At 37.8% G+C, this 12534-nt stretch carries 11 protein-coding genes; 3 read left to right on the forward strand and 8 right to left on the reverse strand.

Going from position 1 to position 12534, the window contains the following annotated elements; genetic code table 11:
• From RTK36_RS13930 to RTK36_RS13955, 6 genes are all read right to left on the reverse strand, one after another.
• Window positions 1-316: metal ABC transporter permease (locus tag RTK36_RS13930; RefSeq protein ID WP_312047848.1), on the reverse strand; the 316-nt coding region annotated here is incomplete at its 3' end.
• 1 nt (window position 317) lies between these two features.
• A complete protein-coding gene (locus tag RTK36_RS13935; RefSeq protein WP_312047849.1) occupies window positions 318-1118 on the reverse strand; it encodes a metal ABC transporter ATP-binding protein in 801 nt (266 codons plus the stop codon).
• A complete protein-coding gene (locus tag RTK36_RS13940) occupies window positions 1115-2002 on the reverse strand; it encodes a metal ABC transporter solute-binding protein, Zn/Mn family (protein WP_312047850.1) in 888 nt (295 codons plus the stop codon). The genes RTK36_RS13935 and RTK36_RS13940 overlap by 4 nt, the downstream gene beginning before the upstream one ends.
• Window positions 2003-2316: 314 nt before the next feature.
• The gene (locus tag RTK36_RS13945) at window positions 2317-2601 is read right to left on the reverse strand and encodes a hypothetical protein (RefSeq protein WP_312047851.1); all 285 of its coding nucleotides are present in this window, start codon (window positions 2599-2601) and stop codon (window positions 2317-2319) included.
• A gap of 177 nt (window positions 2602-2778) precedes the next feature.
• Window positions 2779-4740 (reverse strand): thioredoxin domain-containing protein, encoded by a 1962-nt coding sequence (locus RTK36_RS13950; RefSeq protein WP_312047852.1) that lies wholly within the window; start codon window positions 4738-4740, stop codon window positions 2779-2781.
• A gap of 227 nt (window positions 4741-4967) precedes the next feature.
• Window positions 4968-5609, reverse strand: coding sequence for a lactate utilization protein (locus tag RTK36_RS13955; protein WP_312047853.1), 642 nt, complete (start codon window positions 5607-5609; stop codon window positions 4968-4970).
• Between the two features lie 367 nt (window positions 5610-5976).
• Between RTK36_RS13955 and RTK36_RS13960 the strand changes: the two genes are divergently transcribed.
• The 3 genes from RTK36_RS13960 (at window position 5977) to RTK36_RS13970 (ending at window position 10256) form a co-directional block, all read left to right on the forward strand.
• Complete coding sequence (locus RTK36_RS13960; RefSeq protein ID WP_312047854.1) at window positions 5977-6309, forward strand: helix-turn-helix domain-containing protein; 333 nt, start codon at window positions 5977-5979, stop codon at window positions 6307-6309.
• Window positions 6310-7104: 795 nt separating this feature from the next.
• Window positions 7105-8295: a tyrosine-type recombinase/integrase gene (locus tag RTK36_RS13965; RefSeq protein ID WP_312047855.1), complete on the forward strand. Its 1191-nt coding sequence runs from the start codon at window positions 7105-7107 to the stop codon at window positions 8293-8295.
• A gap of 185 nt (window positions 8296-8480) precedes the next feature.
• Window positions 8481-10256 carry a methyl-accepting chemotaxis protein gene (locus tag RTK36_RS13970; protein WP_312047856.1) on the forward strand — a complete coding sequence of 592 codons (1776 nt, stop codon included), beginning with the start codon at window positions 8481-8483 and terminating at the stop codon, window positions 10254-10256.
• A gap of 427 nt (window positions 10257-10683) precedes the next feature.
• Here the strand turns inward: RTK36_RS13970 and atpC are convergent, their stop codons facing one another.
• Window positions 10684-11091 carry an ATP synthase F1 subunit epsilon gene (gene atpC, locus RTK36_RS13975; protein WP_312047857.1) on the reverse strand — a complete coding sequence of 136 codons (408 nt, stop codon included), beginning with the start codon at window positions 11089-11091 and terminating at the stop codon, window positions 10684-10686.
• 54 nt (window positions 11092-11145) lie between these two features.
• Window positions 11146-12534: F0F1 ATP synthase subunit beta (gene atpD, locus RTK36_RS13980; protein WP_312047858.1), on the reverse strand; the 1389-nt coding region annotated here is incomplete at its 5' end.

The raw sequence follows: 12534 nt of genomic DNA on the forward strand, positions 1-12534 counted from the left end.
ACATAATCCCAAGGGCCATTCCCAGGGACCAAAAAAGACCAATGATTACGTCGGCGCGAGTACCGCCTTTTCTTTTAATATAGCCAATGCCCAAAGCCGCTAATATTGATATAAAAAGGGCTCCGAATATAGGTTCAAAACCTAGAAGGTATCCTAATCCTACACCACCGTAAGACGTGTGGGCGATGCCACCGCTCATCATAATAAGCTTCTTCTCCACAATAATTACACCAATAACGCCACATACAATACTTGCTAAAATGCTTGCAATGACTGCATTTTGAAGGAACTGGTATTGAAACAAAGCTGCTATCATATCACATTTCCTCCTTATGGTTATCGACTGTTTTAAGGGGTATTCCATGGGTAATATGGTCAATGGGACAGCCATATAATGCCTGAGCAATGTCTTCATTTAACTGGGGCACTCCATGGTAGACCAATTTCCCGTTCACGCAAGCCAGCGTCTTTACATGAGAAGCAACAGCAAAAAGATCATGGGTGACCATGATAATTGTAATACTTTTATTCAACTCTCTTAGAAGGGAAAAAATTTGATCGCTGGAATTTACATCAACACTTGCCGTAGGCTCATCTAAAAGCAGAAGCTTAGGCTCAGCAGCCAATGCTCTTGCAATGAGCATTCTTTGAAATTCACCGCCGGATAAGTCAGAAATCATTCTATCTCTAAGCTTATATATCCCTACTTGATTTAAATAGGTATCTGCTTTTTCTTTATCTTGTTGCGTATATTTATGAAACAGAGTAAATGAAGGCTTCAACAAACCCGTCAACACAACTTCATGAACCGTTATGGGAAAGCTTTTATCAAGTACTGTTATTTGAGGCACATAGCCAATTAACTTCCCAACTTTACCCGCTTTTTTTCCATAAACAGAAATTTCTCCCGTCCGTGAAGGAATTAACCCCAAAATTGCTTTTAGTAAAGTGGTTTTCCCTCCACCATTTGGTCCAATGATTCCTAAAAAGTCGCCCCTCTTTACATGAAGAGAAACACCTGCAATCGCAGGTGCTTCTCCGTACGTAACGGTCAGGTTTTCAATGGAAATTGCTTCTTCTTGATATTCGTTATCACTCATGTTACTTGTGTTACTCATTGCATAACCTCCGCCATAAGCTTTGCCATTTTTTCTAAATTTTCAGTATAGTTAGGTGCAAGAGGTTCCAATTGAACTGTTTTTCCACCCAACTCTTCTGCAAAGGCCTCAGCCTGCTTGCTAGAAATTTCTGCCTGGTAAAAAATCACCTTGATATTATCTTTTTTCGCTAAGTCAATCATTTTCTGCATCTGCTGAGGCGTTGATTCCTTCCCTTCCTCCTCTAATGCATACATCTCCAGTCCATAATCATCTGCAAGATATCCAAATGCAGGATGGAATACAACGAATTTTTTATTTTCCACAGTTTTTAACACATTTTGAATATCACCATCTAAGGTACTAAGCTCCTTTATATAAGCTTGTGCATTTTCTTCATATGTTTCTTTATTTGCAGGATCCACTTCACCCATTTCCCGGGCAATGCTTTCAACCATTACAATGACTCTTTTGGGAGAAAGCCAAATGTGAGGATCTCTTTCCCCGGGAGCCAGTTCCCGATCTGGATACACCTTTGCTACGTCATCCTGAAGAGATACCGTCTTTAAACTGTCAATTTCATTTGCCTTAGGCAGAATGTATGCTTCTTCCGAAGGTACCCCTATGGTAAAATACAACTCCGCATTGCTAAACTGCTCCATCTCTTTCGGTGTTGGTTCATAACTTTCAGGGCTACTCCCCGGTGGAACCATGGTAACTACCTTTGCCAAATCACCGCAAACTGCTTCCACAAAGGTTTGCTCCGGCACTATAGTTACTGCTACAATAGGTTTTTCCTCCACTTCCGTGCTTATATCCCCATTGGCTTGATTTTTCCCACAACCCGACAGCATAAAAGACACCATTGTCAGTGCCGCAAAAGCAAATAAGCCTGCTTTTTTCATAGTATATATTCCTCCTTAGTTGAATCTATTTAATAAGTTGCAAATAGAAATGATTTGCATTTGCAACATTGATTATAAGCAATCCTATTTTACCTGTCAAGTCTTTTCCAGAAAAGTACAACTATAAAATTTATCAATAACAGTTTATTTTTGATAAATTCTAAATTGCCTTTTGAAAGTTCACTTCCGCCAGGTTCTTTCAATCATTATGTCCAGATCATAGGTAATTCCAAACCTTTCCAACAGTAATTTTCCAAAAAATAAAACCACAATGTAAATGTGGCTTTTCGGTCTATCCAGTTTTCAATGGTAATCTAATCCGGATCATTTAAATTTCCTTCTCGCAATTTTAGGATACCCTCCCTTGTGAACTTGGCGAAAAAACGCGTAATTGCCACAGCAAGACCTAAAAAAACAATATTTAACCAAAAGCTGTAATGGCTCATCAATCCTAAATAAAGAAATAGCCCTATTACGCTAGAAAAAAGCACACAAGCAAAAACAAACAAAATATTCCTTACAGCCTTTGGAATAGCTTTTGATTTTCCTCCTTCTATCACACCTTCGACTATAATCTCCATCAATACTTCTAGGATCATATTTATCAGTCACCTCCTCGACTATATAATCACCTTTATCCTGATTTATTAATGGTTTAAGAAACGGTGAAACGAACCATTTCACCGTTTCTTAAATTCATCTTTCCGCGTAGAGTATTTCATATCTGTGCCTTTATATATCTTTTAAAGCAACCTGACAGCATCCCCCTGATTATCCTACATATTTGTATTAATTAATTCATTCACAGGGGGCATGCAGGAGTGATTGCTGCAAATATAATACGTTGTTTCATCATTTAAAAGCTTATATTCCGCCGTTGAATCTTTTATAACCTTAACCACACTTCCTAGTGAAGCCCGAAATGGCAGATCTCTTAAGTCCTCCTTATTTTTAAGTACAACTGTAATACTCTGTGGAGGCATAAAATAATCTGAAAGACCAATCAGATACATAGCAAAACCAGAGGGATACTCCTTTGCTTGTCCATGCATAAAATTTAAATGACCCTTTATAATTTGGTCAAAGCGATCGTCAGACTCTAATTGATTCAGCCGAATCAAATTATATGCCATCATGGAATTACCACTTGGCATAGCTCCATCATAGCTTTCCTTTGGACGTAAAATCAACGCTTCGCTGTCCTTTCCATAAAGATAAAATCCACCATTTTTTTCATCATAAAATTCATCAACTGCTTTTCGTAATAATTTATCGGCCTTGTTAAGATAATCCTCATCAAAGGTTGCATCATATAAGGATAGCAAAGCAGAAATATAATTTGCATAATCATCCAAAAAACCTTGTTGCCTGTTCCTTCCGTCACGGTAACTCACAAACAAAACATCATCTTGAAAGAGTTTTTCTTCGATAAAATGCTGAGCCTTTTGTGCAGTATCTAAATACTGTTTGTTTCTGCTGATACGGTAAAGCCAGCACATTGCACCAATCATTAACGAATTCCATGAAGTCAAGATTTTATCGTCTAAATGAAGTTGATTTCTTTTCTTGCGATATTCATAGAGCTTGGGTAGCTCCTTCTCAAATTCATCCCCGTTGTCCCGATTCCGCAAGAGATTGGGGATGTTTTTTCTTAAGAAATTTCCTCCCTGAGTAATGTCATAATATCGATTAAATGCTTCGCCTTTCTCTTTCCCTAAAATTTCAATAATTTCAGAGGGCTCAAACACATAATATTTTCCTTCTTCTCCATCACTGTCTGCATCCTGGGCGCTATAAAATCCCCCTTCTGGAGAGGTCATTTCCCTGAGAATATAAGTCGCGGTTTTCTCCGCAACTTTGCGATAAAATGGATTTTTTGTGAGTTCGAAAGTCTTACAATAAGCAAGGATAAGCAGTGCATTATCATACAGCATTTTTTCAAAATGGGGTACTAGAAATTGCCGGTCTGTAGAATATCTGCTGAAGCCATACCCGATATGGTCAAAAATCCCCCCTTTGTATAATTGGCTCAAGGTATTTTCTACCATGTCTAAGTTTTTTTTCAATCCCTTTTTCTCATACTGCTGTAATAAAAACAACAAATTATGAGGCGCAGGAAACTTTGGGGCAACCCCAAACCCACCATAAGACTGGTCATAACTTTTCTGATATTGCTCTATGGCATTGTCAATTAAATTATAGTCCGCTTCCCCTTGGGAAGAACCCTCTCTTTGAAAAACTGTCACAATCTCCTCTGCTGAATGAAGCAATTCTTCCCTGTTTGTTTTCCATTTTTCGTGAATAGCTTTCAATAAACTTTTGAAGCCCATAATTCCATATCCATTTTCCTTTGGGAAATAGGTTCCTGCAAAAAAAGGCTTTTGCTCCCACGTCATAAAAATACTGGTAGGCCAGCCCCCTCTTCCTGTAAAGGCCTGACAAACCGACATATAGATGCTGTCAATATCAGGACGCTCCTCTTTATCAACTTTAATTGCAATAAAAGATTCATTCAGAAGCTCTGCAACTTTCTCATCCTCAAAGCTTTCATGAGCCATTACATGACACCAATGACAGGTACTGTAGCCAATACTCAAAAAAATCGGCTTATCCTCGGATTTTGCTTTCTCAAAGGCCTCTCTTCCCCAAGGATACCACTGCACAGGATTATGGGCATGTTGCAGTAAATAGGGTGAAGTTTCCTCAATCAATTTATTTGTATAAATTTGTTGTGACAAAATAACACTCCTCTCTAAAAGTTCCACTTTTAGTATACCCATAAAAGATATCTTTACTGATTTTGCCTTTGTCTATCAACACTGTGTAAATTGCATTATCCTTTTTTAAGGATAAATAATGGGTTCCTCTTTTTCAATTTCCATAGATATTTTAAAACAATTTTACTTTTAAACTCAGAGCATCTAGTTTGTCATCCTACCATTTTTCAAGTAAAAACCAATGTTTGTTAATATCCGAAAGGTTTCCCTACAATAATCACCTTAATCCGGTCTTGAACCAACTGCCTTGAAATCGTCACAAATACATTGCAAATTCTATTCGGACTTTTGCAATCAACACAATGCCCTATTTTTGTACAAGGTGTATCCTTGTTTAATCTTTTTGCGTCAATTGGAGCTACGTAATTTCTGACTCTTCTCTCCGCATCTTCTTTTGTTTGAACCAACTTATTAATTCCAGCAACAATAATCACTTGTTCCGGACCATAAATCATAGGGGCAACTCGGCTTCCGTTTCCATCAATATTATATAACATTCCATCCTCTGTCAGCGCATTGGTACTACACAGAAAAGTATCTGCCGAAAAATTATGAATGTAAATTTCCCTTTTTTCCTCCCTGGTAATTCCCTCTTTATACTTATCTAAAAAATTGTAATTTCCATTACGCAATAAATCCAACACACCTGTTTCTAAAAGTGTGGCCGAATCACCCACTCCAACAACAGAATTTTCAGCAACAAGCTCTTTAATTACCTCCAGAAGTTCGTTTTCATCTTGAACGAAAATTCCTTTCATATTGTTTTTACTTAATCCATCCAAAGCTTTTTCAACTTGTTTTTCCATGTACCAAGAAATATTTCTGTCCATAAAATCATCTCCTAACACTTTCGAGAGTCTTTTAGCCCCATCTTATCACAGATAAATATCTGAAACAAGCATACGGGTCTTCTTTGTACTACCCTGAAATTAATATATTTTTGAATATACAAGATCAAGTAGATACCAACATTCCTTCTTTCAATTCTTTGATTTATTTCTTTAAAGTTAAGCTGATATCTAATCATTTCGTCGGATTTGTTTTCATTCGGTATAGAAAGAAAAGAACTACACCGCTTTTTAATGTATCCTTGTAATTATTTCTGTAGCTTATATAATACTATTAGTAAGACTCATGCCAATGTAATATTTAAATATACAATAATAATTTATAAGCTACATGAAAGAAGGTTTTTTTATGAAAAACAATGCTTTTGGTAAAAGAATCAATCAATTGCGCAAAAAAAAAGGATATACTTCTGAACAATTGTCTGAATTATGTGGTGTTAATGCTGTTCACATTCGCAAGATTGAAAGTGGTGGTAGCCAGCCAAGCTTTTCACTTTTTCTTAAGATATGTAACATCCTTAATGTATCTTCAGATTTTCTTCTAGGCGACTTACTGAATCATCCAGTTATGCCAGAAAGCGTTGAACGCCTTAGTATTCAGATGAAACATCTTACACCAACCCAAATGGAAATGATTAGCGAAATGATTGATGTCCTAATCCGCCATACTTCAAACGAATAAAAGTCATTCATTCTCAAATAAAATATCCTTTCTCATAACCTCGTTTGTTAAAATCCACCTGAATTAATATTCATTCCCTTATTTAGTCTATTCCGTTGTGTTATTTGCAAACAAAGAGCAGTTGATAAAGCATCTGGTTTATGCTTTATCTCTGCACTTTGTTAGCTTACTATAACAATGTCGTTCGAGCTAAGAAAGCCTTCATAACCATCTCATCCAGCCAAATTTATATCCAAGAAAAAAACATAAATTTAAGAAAAACAGCTATTTAAAGATGAGTTCACATAAAATACAGGTTCTTCATTTTTATGTGAACTTTACTTGATTTTACAAAATTTGTAGCATATAATAATACAAATAAAATGCATAGAATACAAAAATTAATTCCATATAAAAAAAAGCTTATACTAAGCTTTTAAGAATTTTGCGCAATATAAGATAGACAAATACTCCTCTGTCATGCGTAAAACAATACAAGCCCTCAGATTAAAAAGCCGAGGACTTGATTTTTTGACATTTTCTTTCATAAATTTGTAATTCAGATTCATAATGCTGGATCTATTAAATTCCATAAAAATACAAAATAAGTCGCAGTTTACCCGAAACTAAGATGCGTTTTTTCGACGCAATATGACAATTATTATTATATATCTTTCAATCTCACTTGTCAATGCAATGGAAATTGGTGTATCAAGGCCTAGAAATGACAAATTCTTTTTAAAATTTAATGATATTTTGTGTTCATCACAGAAAATGAGCCGTCAATTATCACGTCAATCGAAAGGAGAACAAACAATGGCACGCAAAGGAGAAAATATCTATAAACGAAAGGACGGCCGCTGGGAAGGCAGAGTCCTCATGCAAAATAAAAAATACTATTCATTTTATGCAAAATCCTACAGAGAAGTTCGGGAAAAAATGAAAAATGCAAAGCCACAAGAAAAATCTGTTCCCAAATTACCTACATTTTGTAGTAATAACGCCTTTGGTTTATTTGAATCGTGGCTAAACAGCGAACTAGCAGAGCGTTTGAAACCTTCAACATATGAAAGTTATTATCAGTGTATGCATAAATATGTACTTCCCCATTTTAATCAACCTGAGAATGAACAATTGACTGATATATCTGTTGTACGTTTCGTAAAACAAATTAAAGATAATAATGGTATCTCCAAATCTTACCAAAGAAAAATACTCTCTATTTTCAAAACTGCCTTGCGAGAAATATCAATAGAAAATCCTGAATATGCATCTATGATAACCAATATCTCACTGCCCACTGTAAAAATACAGCAAGAGGTTCCTGTCTTTACCATGAAAGAACAGCGACTTATTGAATACGCCGTACAATGTTCAGCGGACAAAAGATGTCTGGGTGTTATTCTGTGCTTCTATACAGGATTACGTATCGGAGAACTCTGTGCTCTTAAATGGAGTGATTTTGATATGGATGCTGGAACAATGATGGTATCAAGGACGGTTTCTCGCATTCAAAACTTTCATTCTGACGGCGCAAAAACGCGATTAAGTGTGGGAACCCCCAAAAGTAGGACCTCTTTGCGCAGAATTCCTCTTCCAGCTTTTTTGCTGGAATTACTGCAGCAATACAAATTAGATTCCTATGACGAAAATTCCTCCATCCTCTCGGGAAAAAATGAACCATTTGATCCACGGGTATATCAGAGAATTTATAAAAAAATATTAAAAGAAGCCGGTGTAAGAGACAGAAAATTTCATGCCATCCGTCATAGCTTTGCCACCAGAGCGCTGGAATTGGGTGTGGATATTAAAACTTTAAGTGAAATTTTAGGGCATTCTAATGTTAGCATTACATTAAATATTTATGCCCATTCGTTAATGGAGCAAAAGAGAATTGCAATTGATAAGTTTAATGAGATGCATAGACTGCATATGCAAAAACCAGAATTCACCGTCAATTCTGTGGTCATACCTTCCGGAGTTTCCTCTAAATCAGCTGATATTTGAATTTTATCTTAGTTTCGGGTAAACTGCGACTTTTATGTCTAAACACAGCATTGTTATTATGTCCTCAATGGCTAATAATACGCAAAGCTCCCGTAAAATGCAATTATGATTGAATTAAATAATGAAAGAAATTAAAATGATCGACACAGTGGTAATGTACAACAATCTTAGGAGGAACCCTACATATGAAAAATTTTAAAGATTTCAGCATTTCTCGTAAACTCGCTACTGGTTTTTCTGTTTTAGTGCTGGTGATGCTTATTGTAGGCAGCGTAGGCATCTTCGGCATGACAAGAATTAACAACTCTGATACCTATCTGTATGAGCAACAAACAGCTCCAATTGACAATCTAATTCAAGCAATGTCTGCTTTGAGCGAATTGCGTGTTGATGTAAGAAGAGCAATTAACGAGGCAGGAAATTCCACAGAAATAGAAAAAATAAAACAAAGCAATGCATCAAATAAAAATATATTTTTAGAACAAATGCAACTTTATCGCCCAAGTATAACTGACCCAGATGGCATTGTGGCATTTGATAAAGTAATTGAGATATTTACAAATACATATATCCCCATCGTGGAGAAAACAGTTACTTTGGCAGGTCAAAATAAAAGTGATGAAGCAAATGACACTATTAGTGACGCTGTTGCAAAAGCTAATGAAATGCTTACCTGCTTTAATAAACTGATAAATATTCGTATGGAGTCCGCAAAGAAAACAAGCGACACAAATGAAACCACAGCATTTATACTCATTGCTGTGCTAGGAATTGTAATTCTAATAGGAGCTATCTTCTCTTTTTTACTGGGTCGGAAAATTTCCAGCAGTATCACTAACCCCATCGGGCGGGTGGTTGACGCTTCCGAACATTTGGCACTGGGTCGTGTGGATATTGATTTAAGTGATTTAGATTCTAAAGACGAAACCGGAATTTTAGCTACTTCCTTTACTAAAATGCTGGATGGCATCCGTAAACAGGTTATTGTGGCAGAACGAATTAGTAATGGTGACTTTACCCAATCTGTGCCCCTCAGATCAAATGAAGATACACTGGGTCTAGCCCTTGAAAAAATAAAAAACGAACTAAACGAAACCTTACAGCTCATCCGTACCGCAGCAGATCAGGTGAATTCAGGCGCAGGTCAAGTTGCGGCAGCAGCACAGGCATTATCTTCTGGTGCGACGGAGCAGGCAGCAACTGTAGAAGAACTCAATGCTTCCATTGCAAGCGTTTCTCAACAAGCAGAGCTGAATACAACTAGTGTGCATGATGCTGTAGAATATGTAGGACAAGCAGGTGGAGAAATTTCGAGCAGCAATGAATTTATGAAACGTCTAAACGTCTCCATGCGTGAAATTGGGGAGTCCTCACAACAAATTTCAAAAATCACAAAGCTTGTTGAGGATATCGCTTTTCAAACCAATATTTTAGCGCTCAATGCTGCCGTAGAAGCAGCAAGAGCTGGTAATGCAGGAAAAGGCTTTGCTGTGGTTGCCGATGAAGTACGTACACTTGCGGCACGTTCCGCTGAGGCAGCAAAACAAACCTCCGAGCTCATAGAAAAATCGGTAACAATTGTGTCTCAAGGTGAGCAACTGGCAGAGGATACATTAAAGCGACTCATTTCCGCTTCCGAAAAAGCCGAGTTAGCTGTGCAATCCATTCAGGAAATCGAAAATGCAACCACCGAGCAGGCAGCTTCAATAGAACAGATTAATGAAGGGTTAAATCAAGTGTCTGCCGTTGTGCAAACAAATGCAGCTACGGCTGAGGAAAGCTCTGCCTCCAGTGAGGAATTGGCTGCTCAAGCACAAACCCTTCAACAGGAAGTCAGCAGGTTTAAGCTTATGGACACCAATGGTTACTCCCCAAATTCCCCTAGGGAAGAAAAAAACTCTGCACTACATGAAAGCAATGGAACTCCATATGCCAATGTACACGGCATAGGAAAATATTAAGTATTATTACTTTAAATATTTTTGGTGACCATTCCCATTGTATATAATTATTTATATTTTCACCAAAAGTAGCCTTATGGTATTGCCTATCCAAAATGCAAGCCAATAAAAAAAACTCAGCGGAATATTAAGCGGAGTTTTTTTTATTGGCTTTAGAGAAGTAAGTAGTTTGTATTTGGCCTCTTATTCAATTTTTTAAAGGCAAACAAATAAACAATGGAATAACAACTTATATAGAATGCAGCCACATTTCATACTCCTTGTGTGCTTGAACACAAAAATCCATTACTGCTCTTCATCCATAAACAAACTCCTTCAATCAAAAACTTGAAAGAAAGACACTCTGCTTTTATAAAGAAAGACCTTCTATAAAAACCGTTCAGTTCTTATAGAAAGTCTTTTTCTTGTATTTCAATGGCCTTAGCATTTACTTATGTCTTGATTTTACCTTCAAACGATTCACTGCACGGTTAACAGCCGCTACCGTTTGGTAATATTCTTGTTTGCTTAACTGCTGACGCAGTTTTTCCTCGGCTCTCTGTTTTGCCAGTTCAGCACGGTGACGATCGATATCCTCCGGTTTTTCTATGGTATCTGAAAGGATCTCAACGTGATTCGGTATAATTTCCACAATACCATCTGATACAGCGGCATAATGCCATTCTCCGTCAACCTTATATCTTAATTCACCGGCCATTACACAGGTTACCATGGGCTCATGGTCTGCCAATACGCCGATTTCTCCATCTATTCCAGGGAAAATAACCATCTCGCACTCTCCCTGATAGAAGGGATGATCACTTGCCAGAATTTCAATCCTGAACGTCTTAGCCATAGCTCCTCCTATTCCAAGACTGACGCATTACTGCTCCAGTTTTTTCCCTTTAAATTAATTTTCTTCCATCTCTTTTGCCTTCTCCTTCACTTCATCAATGGTGCCTACCATAAGAAATGCAGATTCCGGATATTCATCCATCTCGCCTTGAATAATGGCCTTAAATCCTTTGATTGTTTCGCTAATGGGGACATATTTCCCTTGCATACCTGTGAAATTTTCTGCCACATTAAAGGGCTGAGAGAGAAATTTTTGAATCTTCCTTGCGCGGTATACCGCAAGCTTATCTTGTTCATCCAACTCTTCCATGCCTAATATGGCAATGATATCTTGCAGTTCTTTATACTTTTGCAAAAGCTCCTGAGTTTTTCTAGCCACCTCATAATGTTCTTCACCTACTACCTCAGGTTCAAGAATTCTGGAGGTGGATTCCAAAGGATCTACCGCAGGATATATCCCTTGCTCCACAATCTTACGCGATAATACCGTTGTTGCATCAAGGTGGGCAAAGGTATTTGCAGGAGCAGGATCTGTCAAGTCATCTGCAGGCACATATACTGCCTGTACTGATGTAATAGAACCATTCTTGGTTGATGTAATTCTTTCTTGCAATTCCCCCACTTCATTCGCCAGCGTTGGTTGATACCCCACCGCAGAAGGCATACGACCAAGCAAAGCTGATACTTCAGAACCTGCCTGAACAAAGCGAAAAATATTATCAATAAAAAGCAATACATCTTGATTTTCTTTATCTCTAAAATATTCAGCCATGGTAAGACCTGTTTGAGCAACACGCATACGAGAACCAGGTGGTTCATTCATTTGTCCAAACACCAAAGCCGTTTTGCTAATAACACCAGAATCTTTCATTTCACGCCAAAGATCATTCCCTTCCCGGGAACGTTCTCCAACACCGGTAAAAATAGAATATCCACCATGTTCCGTTGCAATATTACGAATCAGCTCCTGAATGAGAACCGTTTTTCCCACACCGGCGCCGCCAAATAGGCCGATTTTTCCACCCTTTGCATAGGGTGCCAGCAAATCTATCACCTTAATCCCTGTCTCCAATATTTCTACAACCGGACTTTGCTCTGCAAAGCTAGGAGGATCTCTGTGAATTTTCCACTGTTCCTCACCTTCCACAGGCTCGCCATTGTCAATCACCTCGCCCAAAACATTGAACATTCGTCCTAGGGTTTGCTTGCCAACAGGCACCTTGATACAAGCTCCCGTGGGAATAACCTCCATCCCCTTTGTTAAACCCTCACTTGAAGCCAGCATAATGCAACGCACAATACCATTTCCGATATGACTGGCAACTTCCATTACCAGCCGTTTTCCTTCCATGTAAACTTCTAGCGCATCCTTAATATTGGGCAGCTTACCGCTTTCAAATTCGACATCAACAACAGGCCCTAGAACCTGTAAAATTTTTCCACT

The sequence above is a fragment of the Anaerotignum sp. genome, assembly GCF_031981185.1.
In the GTDB taxonomy this organism is placed as follows: domain Bacteria; phylum Bacillota; class Clostridia; order Lachnospirales; family Anaerotignaceae; genus Chakrabartyella.

Excerpts from the sequence above, each read along its gene's own strand:
- RTK36_RS13935 (WP_312047849.1), bottom strand. The coding sequence starts at position 1,118 with ATGAGTAACACAAGTAACATGAGTGATAACGAATATCAAGAAGAAGCA.
- RTK36_RS13970 (WP_312047856.1), top strand. The coding sequence starts at position 8,481 with ATGAAAAATTTTAAAGATTTCAGCATTTCTCGTAAACTCGCTACTGGT.
- RTK36_RS13945 (WP_312047851.1), bottom strand. The coding sequence starts at position 2,601 with ATGATCCTAGAAGTATTGATGGAGATTATAGTCGAAGGTGTGATAGAA.
- RTK36_RS13965 (WP_312047855.1), top strand. The coding sequence starts at position 7,105 with ATGGCACGCAAAGGAGAAAATATCTATAAACGAAAGGACGGCCGCTGG.
- RTK36_RS13940 (WP_312047850.1), bottom strand. The coding sequence starts at position 2,002 with ATGAAAAAAGCAGGCTTATTTGCTTTTGCGGCACTGACAATGGTGTCT.
- RTK36_RS13955 (WP_312047853.1), bottom strand. The coding sequence starts at position 5,609 with ATGGACAGAAATATTTCTTGGTACATGGAAAAACAAGTTGAAAAAGCT.
- atpC (WP_312047857.1), bottom strand. The coding sequence starts at position 11,091 with ATGGCTAAGACGTTCAGGATTGAAATTCTGGCAAGTGATCATCCCTTC.
- RTK36_RS13960 (WP_312047854.1), top strand. The coding sequence starts at position 5,977 with ATGAAAAACAATGCTTTTGGTAAAAGAATCAATCAATTGCGCAAAAAA.